The organism is Citrobacter sp. Cpo015, assembly GCF_030333035.1.
Taxonomy (GTDB): domain Bacteria; phylum Pseudomonadota; class Gammaproteobacteria; order Enterobacterales; family Enterobacteriaceae; genus Citrobacter; species Citrobacter portucalensis.
On sequence record NZ_JAOWGS010000036.1, the window covers coordinates 89,579 to 105,202 of the forward strand.

Below are 15,624 nucleotides of genomic sequence, written 5' to 3' on the forward strand. Positions count from 1 at the left end.
TTTGTTTTTTTTGTGATTTGTATCATTTGGCCTGTTTAAAAAACAGGCAAACGAACAAATGGGCGAAAAAAACTCACACCATGACTTCTTCATTTTTGAACATATTAAAATTCTTTTATAACAAAAAGTTATTCATCAACACCGCGATAAAATTGCATTTTTATGCAAAAAATCAGCCAAAAGCCCTGTTCTTAGAGGGTTGCGCGGAATGCCATGCAGATGATAATGATAATAAGCGTTAAAAAACTCCATAAACGAACGCAACACAATTCATACCCTTTCAGTATGTACTATTCCCACACACCGCATGTGGAATAGCGCTCCATCGAGGAAGTCCGTTGTTATGAAAAATTTGAAAGTCAGCCTGGCATGGCAGATTCTAATCGCCATGGTGCTGGGCATTCTGCTAGGGAGTTACCTGCATTACCATAGTGACAGCCGTGAATGGCTGGTTGTAAACCTGCTGTCACCGGCGGGCGATATCTTTATCCATCTGATCAAAATGATCGTTGTGCCCATTGTCATCTCTACGCTGGTTGTCGGTATTGCCGGAGTCGGTGATGCAAAACAGCTGGGCCGCATTGGTGCCAAAACTATTCTCTATTTCGAAGTGATCACCACCGTGGCGATTATCCTTGGGATCACGCTGGCTAATGTGTTCCAGCCGGGTTCCGGGATTGATATGTCGCAACTGGCGACCGTGGATATTTCGAAATATCAAAGCACGACTGCAGAAGTACAGAGCCACGCGCATGGTTTGATGGGGACAATTTTGTCACTGGTGCCGACCAATATCGTCGCCTCGATGGCAAAAGGCGATATGCTGCCAATTATCTTCTTCTCGGTGCTGTTCGGTTTAGGCTTGTCTTCCCTGCCGGCAACTCACCGCGAACCGCTGGTTACCGTGTTCCGCTCTATTTCCGAAACCATGTTTAAAGTGACCCACATGGTTATGCGCTATGCGCCAGTCGGCGTTTTCGCGCTGATTGCCGTTACCGTCGCGAACTTCGGTTTTGCCTCCCTGTGGCCGCTGGCGAAGCTGGTGCTGTTGGTGCACTTTGCCATCCTGTTCTTCGCGCTGGTGGTGCTGGGGATCGTGGCGCGTATCTGCGGTTTGAGCATCTGGATCCTGATCCGCATTCTGAAAGACGAGTTGATTCTGGCTTACTCTACCGCCAGCTCCGAGAGCGTACTGCCGCGTATTATCGAGAAGATGGAAGCCTATGGCGCGCCAGCTTCAATCACCAGCTTTGTGGTGCCGACCGGCTACTCATTCAACCTTGATGGTTCAACGCTGTACCAGAGTATTGCTGCGATCTTTATTGCACAGCTGTACGGTATCGACCTGTCGCTGTGGCAGGAAATCGTGCTGGTGTTGACGTTGATGGTGACCTCGAAAGGGATTGCGGGCGTGCCGGGCGTATCATTCGTGGTGCTGTTGGCAACGCTGGGCAGCGTGGGGATCCCGCTGGAAGGCCTGGCGTTTATTGCCGGTGTTGACCGTATCCTCGACATGGCGCGTACCGCGCTGAACGTGGTGGGTAACGCACTGGCGGTGCTGGTTATCTCCAAGTGGGAACACAAATTTGACCGCAAAAAAGCGCTGGCCTATGAGCGCGAAGTATTAGGTAAGTTTGATAAGACCGCCTTGTAGGCCGGATAAGGCAACGCCGCCATCCGGCAACCTGCTCCGGGTTGCCTGATGGCGCTACGCTTATCAGGCCTACAACGACTACCCGTTGGTTAACTTATCAAACTCTTCGCAGCCGGTATCGAATCCTTCCGTACAGCTCAGATTCAGCCAGTGCAGTGCCTTCTGTTTATTCTTCACGATAAAACCCTGCTCACCGTTTAAGAACATCATCCCGGCCCAGTATTCGGAATAACCGGTGCGGGAGATGGCTGAGCTACGTTTGAAATACCACGTCGCTTTCTCATCGTCTGCGGGAATACCCACGCCGTTGGCGTAAATCAGCCCAAGCAGCATTTGCGCGTCGACAGCGGAATCATTTTCCAGGTCTTCGGAGGCGTTTTGCAGCAAGGTAATGGCTTTGGGGTAATCGGTGTGTCCAGCCTGAGTGTTGACCAGAATACGCGCCAGCGTAATTTCCCCAGTTTTACTGCCTGCCTGGGTCGCTTTTTCCGCCAGCGTTTTGGCCTGGGGGTAATCCAGACTGACCGGATTGGTAATCTTAATCTGTGCCAGCAATGCGTAAGCATCGGCATCACCATTGTCGGCGGCTTTTTGCGCCCAATATTCCGCTTTACCCAAATCGCCTGAGCTAAACCAGGTATCAGCGAGGAAATATTGTGCACGTCGGTCTCCGGACTCGGCGGCTTTCAAAAACTGACTACCGGGCTCTTCGGCATGGACAAAGCATGTCATTAACACCATCAAGGCGAAAAGTCGTTTCATCTTATATTTAGATTTAGTGTAGGGAATGAACAGTATAGAGAGATTATGTGCATAAAAAAACGGCCTCCGAATGGAGGCCGTCAGGGGAAGCTTAACCCATCGCGCTTTCGCGCAGGCTGGCTTTCAGCTTGGTGTACTCATCAATGACATACTGCTCGGCAGCGCGCTGATCGGCAATGCGTTCAACGTTTACAGCACAGTACTTGTACTCCGGCGTTTTGGTAATCGGACTTAAGTTCTCGGTTACCAGTTCATTACATGCGCCAATCCACCACTGGTAGGTCATGTAAATCGCGCCTTTGTTTGGACGATCGCTGACTGCCGCACGGGTAATGACCCGGCCTTTACGCGAGTTCACCCACACCAGCTCTTCATCCTGGATGCCCAGGCGTTCTGCGTCGGCGGTGTTGATCTGGGCATAGCCCGGTTCATCCGCCAGCGCGGCCAACGCCGCACAGTTACCGGTCATCGAACGGCAAGAGTAGTGGCCGACTTCACGCACTGTAGACAGTACCATCGGGTACTCCTCAGTGAGTTTGTCGATTGGCGCTACCCAGTCGCAGGTGAAGAACTGCGCCAGGCCGTTCGGGGTGTCGAACTTCTCTTTGAAGAGATAAGACGTACCCTGGTCGGCTTCTGAGGTGTCGCGGCAAGGCCACTGGATATAACCCAGTTCGCCCATTTTCTCGTAAGTGGCACCGTAGAAATCCGGGCACAGATGACGCAACTCGTCCCAGATTTCCTGGGTGTTGTTGTAGTGCATCGGATAGCCCATACGGGTGGCGATTTCACTGATAATCTGCCAGTCCGTTTTCAGATCCCACTTCGGCTCAACGGCTTTAAAGAAGCGCTGGAAGCCACGGTCAGCTGCGGAGAATACGCCTTCATGCTCACCCCATGACGTAGACGGTAAAATAACGTCTGCGGCAGCGGCAGTTTTGGTCATGAAGATATCCTGCACGATGACCAGTTCCAGATCCTCAAAGCCTTTGCGCACTGCGGAGAGTTCAGCATCGGTTTGTAATGGATCTTCACCCATGATGTACGCCGCGCGTACTTCGCCATGCGCTGCACGGTGCGGCAGTTCGCTGATGCGATAACCGGTATGAGCAGGCAGACTTTCCACGCCCCAGGCTTTAGCGAACTTCTCGCGGTTAGCCGGATCTTTCACATACTGATAGCCCGGATAAGTATCCGGCAGCGCGCCCATGTCACATGCGCCCTGAACGTTGTTCTGCCCACGAACCGGGTTAACGCCCACGCTTGGCTTACCGAGGTTGCCGGTCAGCATTGCGAGGCTGGTCAGTGAACGCACGGTTTCCACGCCCTGATAGAACTGGGTAACACCCATGCCCCACAGGATGGCCGCGCTTTTCGCCGTGGCATACATACGTGCAGCCTGACGAATATCCTGCGCGCTAACGCCAGTGATATCTTCGACGGACTCCGGCGTGTAGCCTTCGACGATCTTGCTGTACTCTTCGAATCCTTCCGTACGGGAGGCGACGAACGCCTGGTCATACAGTTTTTCTTCGATGATGACATGACCCATAGCGTTGAGCAGCGCGATGTTCGAGCCGTTTTTCAACGCGATGTGCATGTCGGCAATACGCGCGGTTTCAATTTTGCGCGGATCGCAGACGATGATTTTCGCCCCGTTACGTTTAGCATTAATCACGTGATTCGCCACGATCGGGTGGGAATCCGCCGGGTTGTACCCGAAGATGAATACTAAATCTGTGTTATCAATTTCATTGATAGCATTACTCATTGCGCCGTTACCGACCGATTGGTGCAGACCTGCAACCGATGGGCCGTGTCAGACGCGAGCGCAGCAGTCAACGTTATTGGTACCAATAACGGCGCGCGCGAATTTTTGCATTACATAGTTGGTTTCGTTACCCGTACCGCGAGATGAACCGGTCGTCTGAATAGCGTCCGGGCCATACTTCGCTTTGATGGCGCTCAGACGACTGGCGACGTAATCAAGCGCTTCATCCCAGGAAACGGATTCCAGTTTGCCGCCACGCTGGCGACGGATCATAGGGGTTTTCAGACGAGGGGTCAGGATCTGGGTATCATTGATAAAATCCCAGCCATAGTAGCCCTTCAGACACAGGGTACCCTGGTTGGTTTTCCCCTGCGCCGCTTCAGCCCGGACGATTTTGCCGTTATCGACCACCAGGTTGATTTTGCAACCTGATGCGCAATATGGGCAAACCGTGACGACTTTTTTCATCGGTCTCGCTCCAGTTAATCAAATCGCGCATACGCGCTTGTCGTTTTTGTTATGCATCTTTTATGCCATGTTTTTATCAGGGGCATTAGTCGATATTACGGGCGAATTTTGCGCAAAACCCTGACGAAAAACAGGCTGTCGTCATATTTGACGTGACGAATCTCCAATACGTGACGCCCCGGCAGTGTGACCGAGGTTATGTTTCCCGCACATCCTTGTGCCTTATCGCTGTCACTCTGTGCAGAATCAATCACACTCATTTAAGTTGGCCAGAAATGGGGAAAAACAATGAAGCCAGCCATACTGGTTGTGGATGATGACATCGCTGTCTGCACGCTTTTACAGGATGTGCTGAGCGAACACGTCTTTACGGTGACCGCCTGTCACACCGGGCAGGAGGCGCTGCGCTGCATTGAGACTCAGCCGGATATCGCTCTGGTATTGCTGGACATGATGTTGCCCGATATCAACGGTCTGATGGTGTTGCAGCAGGTGCAAAAGATGAGACCCGGATTACCGGTAGTCATGCTGACGGGCTTAGGCGGCGAGTCGGATGTGGTTGTTGGGCTGGAAATGGGGGCTGACGACTATATCGGTAAGCCGTTCAATGCGCGGGTGCTGGTGGCGCGGGTAAAGGCGGTGCTCAGACGCGTTGGCGTGTTAACGGCAGAAAGCGGCGGCCCACAGACCACGGGGCTTTCTTTCAATGGCTGGCATCTGGATACCGCCGGTTGCCAGCTGCATAATCCCCAGCAGTTGAAGGTGGAGTTGACGCAGGGGGAATACAGCCTGCTGTTGGCGCTGGCCCAAAATGCCCGCCGGGTGCTGAGCCGGGAACAACTGCTGGAGCTGACGCGCAGCGACAGCGTTGAGGTGTTTGACCGCACTATTGACGTGTTAATCATGCGGCTGCGGCGAAAAATAGAGAACAACCCGCACCAGCCAATGTTGATCAAAACCCTGCGCGGGCTGGGTTATGTGTTTGCCGCCGACGTGCAACATCACGATAAGGCGGCGTGAACGTGTGCAGTTGCCGGATGCAGCGTAAACGCCTTATCCGGCCTACAAAAGCGATAACAACTCCGTAGGCCTGATAAGCGTAGCGCATCAGGCGTCAGCCATTTCTGCTTTCAACTCTGCCAGCGTCTTCGCGCCATCTATCGCATTCGCGCACAGCAAGCTTGCCCGCGCACAGGCGTGTGCCAACCTGACGCTGTCCGTCAGCGACCAGCGCTCATGACAGCCATACAAAAATCCAGCGCAAAACGCATCTCCCGCTCCGACGCTGCCAACGATCTCCTCATGTGCCAGGTACTGCGACGGGATCCAGACGCCCGGCAGATCCGGCGCTTCACCCCAGGCACCTTCCGGACAGTGGATCACCACCCGCTGGCGTACACCTGCATTCAATAATTCGCGTGCGGCGGTGGCGATGTGCGCAATATGCAGTTCGCCGTTTGGCTGGCGGATCTCCAGCCCGCTGAACTCCCCGGCTTCCAGCTCGTTAATCACCAGATAGTCGAGATGGCGCAGGGCTGGCATCACCAGCGGTTGATAGCGCGGGTCGCCCTTACGTGAGACCAGATCCAGCGACGTTTCAAAGCCGTTGTCGCGCATTTGCGCCAGCAGCCGTGCGCTACGCGTCCCGTACTCCTCATCCGGCATGTCCAGACTGTCGAGCAGCAGCAGATATCCCAGATGGAAGATTTTCATCGAGGTATCCAGTTGCTCAAACGCAGGCAGATCGAGTAGCCGATTGGCACCGGGCGAGTGGAAAAAGGTGCGCTGACCGCTGGGATCGGTCATCACCTGCGACATCGACGTGGGGGCGAATGTGGTGCGCTGCACGTGTTGGCGATTAACGTGATACTGCTCCAGCATCGCCATAATGTAGTCGCCGTCGCTGTCCTGACCGATTAACCCCACCGCCTGCAACGGCAGCCCAGTGTGCATTTTTGCCAGCGTCAGCAGCACATTAAGCGGCGCACCGCCCGTGGCGCGTTCGCTACGGGTGATTTCCGCCAGCCAGCCACGTTCCGGCCACTGCACAATTTGATGCACGTGATCGACCAGCATGTTGCCTGCGGCGATAACGCCTTTGCGTTCCATCAGACCCGTCCCGCGCTGCCAAAAATGCGCATCTGTTCCGAAACGGTATCGGTAATGGCCTCTTCAATGCCGAGCAGCAGTTCGGCGAATTCGTCGTACAGCGGCTGGCGATTCGCCATCCGTGTTTCTACCGCCGACAGCGCCGCCTGCGACATGCCGGTATAGAAGTTGATTTTGTGAATGCCGAGTTCAATCGCACGCTTGAAATCGTCGTCGCTGATGCCGGAGCCGCCGTGCAGTACCAGCGGGATTGCCGCCTGCTGGCGAATGGCGTCCAGACGCGGGAAGTCGAGCAGCGGTTCGCCTTTGTATTTGCCGTGGGCATTGCCAATGGCGACCGCCAGCGCGTCAATCCCGGTTCTGTCGACGAAATCACGCGCCATCATTGGGTCGGTAAACAGCGACTCGTCGGCATGACCGTACAGCGCGCCGCCCTCATCACCGCCCACCGCACCCAGTTCGGCTTCCACCGACACGCCGACGGCATGGCACATTTTCACCACTTCGCGGGTCTGGCGGATATTTTCTTCATACTCCAGCGTGGAGCCATCGAACATCACTGAACTGAACCCTAAGCGTAGTGCCCGCACTACCGACTCAAAGTGCAGGCCGTGGTCAAGGTTTAGCACCACCGGAATGTCATGCCGCGCGGCTTCGAACTTGACCGCTTCGACCAGAGAATCCAGCGAGATATATTTAAAATGTACTTCGGCGATATTGATGATAAACGGCGAACGTTCCTGCTTTGCCGCGGCAAACAGCGCGCGCAGGAAGTGTGAATCCAGAACATTAAATGCCCCTAAGGCATAGTGATGCTCACGGGCATGTGCAAGACCATCAGCGAGAGATATCAACGGCATAATGCGCTCCTTGGTTAGCGGAACAGGCGATATTCGTTACACAGCACCAGCTGCGCCGGCTCGTCTTCTTCAATGTCGTTATAGCGGGCGATCGGTTGCAGAAAGTGGTTATCGTGGTCGTCGTCATTAACAGAAGAAACCTCGCCGACCAACACGTCGCCAAAACCTTCTTCCGCCCAGAAGCTGTGATACAGGCCCGGCGGCAGGCAGATGCTTTCACCCGGCGTCAGGCGTAACTGACTTCCCGCTGCATGGGTTTGCCGACAGCCGTCAATCACTACGCTCACGTCGGTCTCCTCCGTTTGTTCCCGGCTCCCCGCATTCCACAGTTCCACAACTAAATTGCCGCCGCCGCGATTGATAATGTCTTCGCGTTTGCGCCAGTGAAAATGCATCGGCGTGACCTGCGCATCGCGAACATGCATGATTTTCTCGGCGTAGCATTTCTCGTAAGGCATGCCTTTCGGCGAGCCATTACGCAGAGTGAACAGCGTTAACCCTTGCGCGGCGAAATTGTTGCCGCCAAATGCGGTGACATCCCAACCGAGCTTAAGGTCGAACACTTCGCTCCAGGCTGCAGCATCAAGCTTGCGCCATTGGGTCGGGGGGAAGCTGGCAAAAGGGGGGAGATGCACGTCGTGCTGAGAGAAAAACTGGCGCGTGTGGCCAAGGATCTCGTTTATTGCGGAGCGTTTCATCGGCTGAATCCTCCTTAATATAATGCCGGATGGCACCGCGCTTATCCGGCCTACAAATTCATAGCGATCTTGTAGGCCGGATAGGGCATTTTTGCCGCCATCCGGCGTTGTTGTGGCGGGCTATTTAACCGTCCAACCCTTATAACTGCCGACGTTGTTTTTATCGATCATCGTCACCGGGATCAGTACGGGTTCTTTCGGGGCGGGTTTCCCCTGCAATATGTCATAGCCGATTTCGACCGCTTTGGCAGCCATCACCTGCGGATCTTGTGCCGGAGTCGCCACAAATAGTGAGTTTTCGCGCTTCAGCGCTTCTTCACCGTCCGGGGATCCATCTACGCCGACAATAAAGAATTCGCTACGCTGCGCCTGTTTTGCCGCCAGATCGGCACCGATCGCCGTCGGATCGTTAATGGCGAATACGCCGTCGATCTTCGGATTCGCCGCCAGCAGCGCGGTCATGATCTCCAGCCCGCCTTCACGACTGCCTTTGGCGTTTTGGTTATGCGACAGCACCTTGATGTCCGGGTGGCGTTTAAACTCAGTCTGGCAGCCTTCCACGCGGTTCTGGACGGCGGAAACCGGCGGCCCGTTGATGATGACGACGTTGCCTTTGCCTTTCAGGCGGTCGGTAATGTATTTACAGGCCATTTCACCTGCCTGGGTGTTATCGGAGGTAATGGTCGCATCTGCGCCTTCCGCCGCCACGTCAACGGCAACCACCACGATCCCGGCGTCTTTCGCGCGTTTTACCGCCGGGCCGATGCCTTTGGAGTCGGCAGCGTTAAGGATAATCATGTCGACTTTGGCGGCAATAAAGTTGTCGATCTGCGACACCTGTTGACCCAGATCGTAGCCGCTGGAAACCAGCGTTACTTTAACGCTATCACCTGCCAGCTTGCGTGCTTCCAGCTCCGCGCCTTTGGTGATCTGCACGAAGAACGGGTTGGCCAGATCGCCCACCGTAACGCCAATCGATTTCAGTTCTTTTGCCTGCACAAACGGAGCTGCAGCAAGCAGGGCGCCAGCACAGAGCGCGGTTACTAATGGCTTCAAACGCATACTCGTTTCCTCACGTAGGGTATTGTTGTTATACGCCTGATGGCGCTGCGCTTATCAGGCCTACGAATGAGCAGGCCAGTAAGCTTGTCTATGCACTTTGATGGTGTCGGGTACGGTATTTGTCGATCAGCACCGCTATGATGATCACCGCCCCTTTGATCACCAGTTGCCAGAAATAGGAGACGCCCATCAGCGTCATGCCGTTATTGAGCGTGGCGATTATCAACGCCCCCACCAGCGTGCCGGTGATGGTGCCGATCCCGCCAACAAAGCTGGTGCCGCCGAGGATCACCGCCGCGATGGCGTCCAGCTCGTAACCCATACCTAAGTTGCCGTTGGCGCTATACAGCCGCGAGGCGCTCATCACCCCGCCAAGACCTGAGAGCAAACCGCTCATGCCGTAGACGAACAGCAGCACCAGCCACACTTTGATCCCGGTTAAACGTGCGGCCTGCATATTGCCGCCGACCGCGTAGATATGAACGCCGAGCGTGGTGCGGCGCAGAATGAACCAGCACACCACCACCACCGCCAGCGCAATGACCACCAGCCACGGAACCGGGCCGAGATAGTTGTTACCGATCCACTCAAAGCTGATATTGGAGTTAATCACCGTTGTACCGTCGGCCAGCAGATAGGCCGCACCGCGCAGCGCCGTATAGGTTCCAAGCGTGACGATAAACGGCGGTAGTCCGGCAAAAGCAACCAGCGCGCCGTTAAACAATCCCAGCACCAGACCGAGCATCAGCGCCGCCGGAATCGACAGCATGGCAAACTCAGGAATAAGAGAAACGACCATGGCTGCGACAGCGGTGGTACCGAGAATCGAGCCAACCGAGAGGTCGATCCCGCCGGTCAAAATAATGAAGGTCATGCCAGCCGCCAGCACGATGTTGATCGAGGCCTGACGGGTAATATTCAGCAGGTTACTTTCGGTAAAAAAGTTAGGCGCGATAAAGCCAAATACCGCCACAATCAGGATGAGAATCGGTAAGATGCCGACCGTTTGCATCAGATCGCTCATCAGCATTTTTTTTGCGGAGGCGGATTTCGCCACCTGCTGGGGAGTGGTTGGATTATTCATGGGGCACCGCCTGATGGTGGGAGTCGTTCACGCCGGTTGCCAGCGTCATAATATTTTCCTGGGTAATGCTTTGTCCGTTCAGCTCGCCGGCAATACTGCCTTCCCGCATGACATAAACGCGATCGCTCATACCGACGACTTCCGGCAGCTCGCTGGAGATCATCAGGATCGCTACGCCTTTGCGCGCCATATCGTTCATGATCCGGTAGATCTCGCTTTTGGCACCGACGTCCACGCCGCGCGTGGGTTCATCGAGGATCAAAATACGTGGGCCGATCGCGACCCAGCGTGAAATCAGCAGTTTTTGCTGATTTCCGCCGGACAGCCCGCCCGCGCGTACCTGTGCGTGCGGCACGCGGATGTTGAGCAGCTTGATGGCGTCATCGGAAATAGCCTGCGCCTTTTTGCGATCGAGCATGCCCCAGTTGGCGTCACGCTCCAGAGTCGCCATGGTGATGTTTTCTGCCGCTGCCAGCTCTAAAAATAATCCCTGTTCTTTGCGGTTTTCCGTCAGAAAGCCAATGCCGTGGTCAATCGCCTCGCGCGGGGAGTGGATCACTACCGGTTCACCGTCTACTTCAATCATGCCGCCGATGGCTTTACGCACGCCAAAAATAAGCTGAGCCAGTTCAGAACGCCCGGCACCGACTAGCCCGGCCAGGCCGACGATCTCCCCGGAGCGCACCAGCAAGCTGCACGGCTGGACTTTATGGCCATCGGTCAGGTGATGAACATTGAGGCGTGCTTTACCTAAGGGAATGTCGCGCTCTTTGTTGAACAGATCGCTTAACGGACGGCCCACCATCATGCGTACCAGCTCCGAGGCGTTGAGCTTGTCGCGGGTCAGGCTGCCAACATATTGCCCATCGCGCAGGACGCTGACGCGGTCCGAGAGTTCGTACACTTCCGCCATGCGGTGGCTGATGTAGATAATCGCCATCCCCTCATCGCGCAGGCGCATGATCAGTTCAAACAGGCGGTGAGTTTCACGTGAGGAGAGGGCGGCGGTGGGTTCATCCATTACCAGAATGCGGCTGTTACGGTGCAGGGCACGGGCAATTTCCACTTGCTGCTGTTCGGCGATGGTCAATGTCATCACACGGTCGCTGGCCTTAAACTGGGCGCCGAGTCGGTCGATGACTTTCTGCGACTGCATGACCATCTCTTTACGCTGGACCAGCCCGCCGCGCGACAGCTCGCTGCCAAGAAAGATATTTTCCGCTACCGTCAGGTTCGGCGCGAGCTGCATCTCCTGATAAATCAGCGTGATGCCTGCGCTAAGTGCATCTTTGGGACCGCGAATGTGAAACGGCTGACCGTCAATCAGGATCTCACCGCTGGTGGCGGTATAGGCACCCGCGAGGATCTTCATCAGGGTGCTCTTCCCCGCGCCATTCTCGCCCATCAGGGCATGAATCTCGCCCGGCCAGACCGTTAAATCGACCCCTTTCAGCGCGTAAAATTTGCCAAACGCTTTAGCAATGTTGCGCATCTCCAGAACCGGTGTCCTGCTCATGGCGGATCTCCTGTGGGGTGGCCGATATCAGCAGTCCATCACAGGAATGTAAATGCAAAATGTCAGAAGCCGTTCATATTTGTCATATTGCGATTTTTCTTCACGGAGCGTGATATGCCGCAACCGGGACGTCACTTTCTCGCCAGTGCGCGCGGACGATTGCTGTTCTTTAATCTGCTGGTGGTGGCTGTCACGCTGATGGTGAGCGGCGTGGCGGTGCTGGGTTTTCAGCATGCCAGTCAGATTCAGGAGCAGGTGCAGCAGCAAACCGTTGACGACATGACCGGCAGCATGAACCTGGCGCGGGATACGGCGAACGTGGCGACGGCGGCGGTGCGGCTGTCGCAGGTGGTCGGGGCGCTGGAATACAAAGGGGAAGCGGAGCGGCTGCAGGAGACGCAAAGGGCGCTGAAGCAGTCGCTGGAACAACTGGCTACCGCGCCGCTGGCACAGCAAGAGCCGGTGCTGGTCGAGCGTATTATCCAGCGCAGTAATGAACTACAAAGCAGCGTAGAAGGGATGTTGCAGCGCGGGCAGCGGCGACACCTGGAGCGTAACGCGTTGCTCAGTTCGCTGTATCAAAATCAAAGCTATTTACGTCATCTGCAAAAGTTGACCGGCGCGCAGGATGATGTGCTGCTGGGGCAGATGGACCGCTTAATTGTTGCCGCCATCGACACGCCCACGCCGCGTTCGGTGGTGAAACAACTGGATGCGGTGATGCCTGCGCTTCCCTTGCGCCATGCTAGTCCGCTGATTAGCGGTATCCTCAACGACTTCAACCAGGAACTGCATAAGCTGGAGCCGCTCTCTTCCGCGCTGGAGCAGAGCGATTTGGCCATCAACTGGTATATGTTTCATATCAAAGCGCTGGTGGCGATCCTCAACAGCGATATCAATCAGTATGCCTCGCAGGTGGCGCTGATCTCAGAGCAGCGGGTGGCGCAAAGCCATCAGGAACTGCAATCCGGCGCGTTGTTTATTTTAGTGTTTGCGCTGCTGGCGGTGGTGATCACCGGTTTTGCCGGGTGGTATATCTACCGTAATCTCGGTTCCAACCTGACGGCCATTTCACGGGCGATGACCCGGCTGGCGCACGGTGAATCAGACGTCAGCGTCCCGGCCCTGCAGCGTCGTGATGAGTTAGGCGAGCTGGCCCGCGCCTTTAGCGTCTTTGCCCGGAATACGGCGTCGCTGGAGCACACCACCCGACTGCTAAAAGAAAAAACCAGCCAGATGGAAATCGATCGCACCGAACGTCAGGGGCTGGAAGAGGCGCTGTTGCACAGCCAAAAGCTGAAGGCTGTGGGGCAATTGACGGGCGGATTAGCACATGATTTCAATAATCTGCTGGCGGTTATTATTGGCAGTCTGGATTTGGTGGATCCGGATTCTCCCGACGCGCCGCGGGTCAATCGGGCGCTAAAAGCCGCCGAGCGTGGGGCGCTGCTTACCCAGCGACTGCTGGCCTTTTCGCGCAAACAGTCGTTGCACCCTCATGCGGTGGAGCTGAAAACGCTGCTGGAAAATCTGGGCGAACTGATGCGCCACTCTCTTCCGGCCACGTTGACGCTGGAGATTGAAGCCCAGTCTCCCGCCTGGCCCGCGTGGATTGACGTCAGCCAACTGGAAAACGCCATTATCAATCTGGTGATGAACGCCCGTGACGCCATGGACGGGCAGGCGGGCACGATTAAAATCCGTACCTGGAATCAGCGGGTCACGCGCAGCGATGGGCGCAAGCAGGATATGGTGATGCTGGAGGTGGCTGACCAGGGTAGCGGGATGTCACAGGAGGTGAAAGCCCAGGTCTTCGAACCGTTTTTCACCACCAAACAGACCGGTAGCGGCAGCGGACTGGGGCTGTCGATGGTTTACGGTTTTGTGCGCCAGTCCGGTGGTCGGGTGGAGATTGAAAGCGCTCCCGGGCAGGGAACGACGGTCAGGCTACAACTGCCTCGCGCCGTTGTGCCGGTGCAGGCTCAGGCAGAACCGGTGGCGGTACATGCGGCGAACAGCGGTGAAAAACTGGTGTTGGTGCTCGAGGATGAGGACGATGTACGCCAGACGTTGTGCGAGCAATTACACCTGCTGGGCTACCTGACGTTAGAGGCCGCAAACGGGGAACAGGCGATGCATATGCTGGCGGCTTCATCCGAGATTGATATTTTTATCAGCGACTTAATGCTGCCAGGTGGTTTAAGCGGCGTGGATGTGGTTAACCATGCTCAGGCACATTATCCGCAGTTGTCCATCCTGCTGATAAGCGGTCAGGATTTACGTCCGGCGCATAACCCGGCGTTGCCGGATGTGGCGCTATTGCGTAAGCCTTTTACTCGGGGAGAGCTGGCGCAGGCGCTGCGGCATTCGCGTAATTGAGATTCCTCCGCTACCCGCGCAAATACGCTTTGATTACCGTGGGGCGAGTTTCTTGGTGAGGCTGGTTTTATGCAACGCTCCGTGACATTCCTTCTTTTTAGTTTGCTAATGCTGACCACCGTATCGGCACAGGCGGATATTATCGATGACGCCATTGGTAATATTCAGCAGGCGATTAACGACGCATACAAACCGGACAACGGGCGGGATTATGATGACTCCCGTGATGAAAGCTGGCAGCGCCAGATGAGTGACGACCGGCGCAGGCAATATGACAATCGCCGCCGCCAGTTTGAAGATCGACGTCGCCAACTGGATGACCGTCAGCGCCAGCTCGATCAAGAACGGCGTCAGTTAGAAGACGAAGAACGCAGAATGGAAGAAGATTACGATCGTTAGCGGTAACGATTAAATTTATGGGTATTTTATCTTTCTGGCAGGGATTTACCTGCTCGCCCAACAGCTCACCATTTTATGTTAATGAATGCACTTGAGCACAGTGTATGTATGCACTACAATCTCTCTATGCTTATGGAAAAGGTGCTGGCAATGGAATGTCTAAATCATTAAATATCAGAAATTTTCGGGATACATGGCTTGAAGATTTTTTTTGAACGGGCAACATCGCACAGAAAAATACCTGCGGATATTCACACTGCATTAGCCAGAAAGCTGGATATCATTAATGCGGCTGTTTCGCATCGGGATTTGCGCTCGCCACCCGGTAACAGATATGAAGAGTTAACCGGAAAATTACAGGAATATTCTTCAATCAGAGTAAACAAGCAGTACCGATTAATATTTAAATGGATTAATGGTAAGGCCGAAGATGTGTACTTAGATCCACACATCTATTAGAGAAAACGTAAGGTAACGATATGAAACAGGCATCCAGAAAACCAACGACTGTGGGTGATATCCTGCAATATGAATACCTGGAACCGCTTGATCTGAAAATCAACGATCTGGCTGAAATTCTGCATGTTCACCGCAATACAGTGAGCGCACTGGTCAACAATAATCGCAAATTAACAACGGATATGGCGTTTCGTTTGGCAAAAGCGTTCGATACCTCCGTTGATTTCTGGCGTAACCTACAGGCGGCGGTTGACCTGTGGGAAGTTGAAAATGACATGCGGGCGCAAGAAGAACTGAACCGGATTGTTTCAGTTAAAGATTTTATTGCGCAGCGAGATGTCGGCGCAAAAAAAGTCGCTTAATCATCTGTTTGTAGGCCGGATAAGATGTTTTCATCGCATCC

The 15,624-nt window shown here is 54.8% G+C and carries 13 protein-coding genes and 1 pseudogene; 6 read left to right on the forward strand and 8 right to left on the reverse strand.

Annotated features, from left to right (window positions below):
• Positions 1 to 343 precede the first annotated feature (343 nt).
• Positions 344 to 1,654 (forward strand): glutamate/aspartate:proton symporter GltP, encoded by a 1,311-nt coding sequence (gene gltP, locus OGY67_RS15540; RefSeq protein WP_020996087.1) that lies wholly within the window; start codon positions 344 to 346, stop codon positions 1,652 to 1,654.
• 78 nt (positions 1,655 to 1,732) lie between these two features.
• Here gltP and yjcO read toward each other — a convergent pair whose 3' ends face one another.
• Together yjcO and fdhF are read right to left on the reverse strand one after the other, a co-directional pair.
• Positions 1,733 to 2,416 carry a Sel1 family TPR-like repeat protein YjcO gene (gene yjcO, locus OGY67_RS15545; RefSeq protein WP_032934129.1) on the reverse strand — a complete coding sequence of 228 codons (684 nt, stop codon included), beginning with the start codon at positions 2,414 to 2,416 and terminating at the stop codon, positions 1,733 to 1,735.
• 91 nt (positions 2,417 to 2,507) lie between these two features.
• Positions 2,508 to 4,655 (reverse strand): formate dehydrogenase subunit alpha, encoded by a 2,148-nt coding sequence (gene fdhF, locus OGY67_RS15550; protein ID WP_081003612.1) that lies wholly within the window; start codon positions 4,653 to 4,655, stop codon positions 2,508 to 2,510.
• Between the two features lie 288 nt (positions 4,656 to 4,943).
• On the opposite strand from fdhF, the gene OGY67_RS15555 reads away from it, so the two are divergent.
• The gene (locus OGY67_RS15555) at positions 4,944 to 5,675 is read left to right on the forward strand and encodes a response regulator transcription factor (protein ID WP_234691939.1); all 732 of its coding nucleotides are present in this window, start codon (positions 4,944 to 4,946) and stop codon (positions 5,673 to 5,675) included.
• A gap of 87 nt (positions 5,676 to 5,762) precedes the next feature.
• On the opposite strand, the gene OGY67_RS15560 is transcribed toward OGY67_RS15555, so the two are convergent.
• The 6 genes from OGY67_RS15560 to OGY67_RS15585 form a co-directional block, all read right to left on the reverse strand.
• Entirely contained in the window at positions 5,763 to 6,767 is a 1,005-nt protein-coding gene (locus OGY67_RS15560; RefSeq protein WP_286574148.1) for a carbohydrate kinase family protein, read from the reverse strand.
• On the reverse strand, positions 6,764 to 7,624 hold the full coding sequence (locus OGY67_RS15565; RefSeq protein WP_008786944.1) for a ketose 1,6-bisphosphate aldolase: 861 nt from the start codon (positions 7,622 to 7,624) through the stop codon (positions 6,764 to 6,766). The genes OGY67_RS15560 and OGY67_RS15565 overlap by 4 nt, the downstream gene beginning before the upstream one ends.
• Positions 7,625 to 7,638: 14 nt before the next feature.
• Positions 7,639 to 8,322, reverse strand: coding sequence for a D-lyxose/D-mannose isomerase (locus OGY67_RS15570; RefSeq protein ID WP_286574122.1), 684 nt, complete (start codon positions 8,320 to 8,322; stop codon positions 7,639 to 7,641).
• Between the two features lie 120 nt (positions 8,323 to 8,442).
• Complete coding sequence (locus tag OGY67_RS15575) at positions 8,443 to 9,384, reverse strand: ABC transporter substrate-binding protein (protein WP_003826688.1); 942 nt, start codon at positions 9,382 to 9,384, stop codon at positions 8,443 to 8,445.
• 88 nt (positions 9,385 to 9,472) lie between these two features.
• On the reverse strand, positions 9,473 to 10,468 hold the full coding sequence (locus tag OGY67_RS15580; RefSeq protein ID WP_032948335.1) for an ABC transporter permease subunit: 996 nt from the start codon (positions 10,466 to 10,468) through the stop codon (positions 9,473 to 9,475).
• The gene (locus tag OGY67_RS15585; RefSeq protein ID WP_003844755.1) at positions 10,461 to 11,984 is read right to left on the reverse strand and encodes a sugar ABC transporter ATP-binding protein; all 1,524 of its coding nucleotides are present in this window, start codon (positions 11,982 to 11,984) and stop codon (positions 10,461 to 10,463) included. The genes OGY67_RS15580 and OGY67_RS15585 overlap by 8 nt, the downstream gene beginning before the upstream one ends.
• Positions 11,985 to 12,098: 114 nt before the next feature.
• Between OGY67_RS15585 and OGY67_RS15590 the strand changes: the two genes are divergently transcribed.
• The 4 genes and pseudogenes from OGY67_RS15590 to OGY67_RS15605 all read left to right on the forward strand — a co-directional run bounded on the left by OGY67_RS15590 (position 12,099) and on the right by OGY67_RS15605 (position 15,583).
• Positions 12,099 to 14,363 (forward strand): hybrid sensor histidine kinase/response regulator, encoded by a 2,265-nt coding sequence (locus OGY67_RS15590; protein ID WP_286574123.1) that lies wholly within the window; start codon positions 12,099 to 12,101, stop codon positions 14,361 to 14,363.
• 69 nt (positions 14,364 to 14,432) lie between these two features.
• Positions 14,433 to 14,762 carry a DDRRRQL repeat protein YjdP gene (yjdP, locus tag OGY67_RS15595; protein WP_270423684.1) on the forward strand — a complete coding sequence of 110 codons (330 nt, stop codon included), beginning with the start codon at positions 14,433 to 14,435 and terminating at the stop codon, positions 14,760 to 14,762.
• Positions 14,763 to 14,917: 155 nt separating this feature from the next.
• Positions 14,918 to 15,221 (forward strand): annotated as a pseudogene (locus OGY67_RS15600) (type II toxin-antitoxin system RelE/ParE family toxin).
• A 20-nt stretch (positions 15,222 to 15,241) separates the two neighbouring features.
• Positions 15,242 to 15,583, forward strand: a complete 342-nt coding sequence (locus OGY67_RS15605) for a HigA family addiction module antitoxin (protein ID WP_008786950.1) — start codon at positions 15,242 to 15,244, stop codon at positions 15,581 to 15,583.
• Positions 15,584 to 15,624 lie beyond the last annotated feature (41 nt).

Coding starts and splice junctions, on each gene's coding strand:
- gltP (WP_020996087.1), top strand. CDS start 344: ATGAAAAATTTGAAAGTCAGCCTGGCATGGCAGATTCTAATCGCCATG.
- yjcO (WP_032934129.1), bottom strand. CDS start 2,416: ATGAAACGACTTTTCGCCTTGATGGTGTTAATGACATGCTTTGTCCAT.
- OGY67_RS15555 (WP_234691939.1), top strand. CDS start 4,944: ATGAAGCCAGCCATACTGGTTGTGGATGATGACATCGCTGTCTGCACG.
- OGY67_RS15565 (WP_008786944.1), bottom strand. CDS start 7,624: ATGCCGTTGATATCTCTCGCTGATGGTCTTGCACATGCCCGTGAGCAT.
- OGY67_RS15570 (WP_286574122.1), bottom strand. CDS start 8,322: ATGAAACGCTCCGCAATAAACGAGATCCTTGGCCACACGCGCCAGTTT.
- OGY67_RS15575 (WP_003826688.1), bottom strand. CDS start 9,384: ATGCGTTTGAAGCCATTAGTAACCGCGCTCTGTGCTGGCGCCCTGCTT.
- OGY67_RS15580 (WP_032948335.1), bottom strand. CDS start 10,468: ATGAATAATCCAACCACTCCCCAGCAGGTGGCGAAATCCGCCTCCGCA.
- OGY67_RS15585 (WP_003844755.1), bottom strand. CDS start 11,984: ATGAGCAGGACACCGGTTCTGGAGATGCGCAACATTGCTAAAGCGTTT.
- OGY67_RS15590 (WP_286574123.1), top strand. CDS start 12,099: ATGCCGCAACCGGGACGTCACTTTCTCGCCAGTGCGCGCGGACGATTG.
- yjdP (WP_270423684.1), top strand. CDS start 14,433: ATGCAACGCTCCGTGACATTCCTTCTTTTTAGTTTGCTAATGCTGACC.
- OGY67_RS15605 (WP_008786950.1), top strand. CDS start 15,242: ATGAAACAGGCATCCAGAAAACCAACGACTGTGGGTGATATCCTGCAA.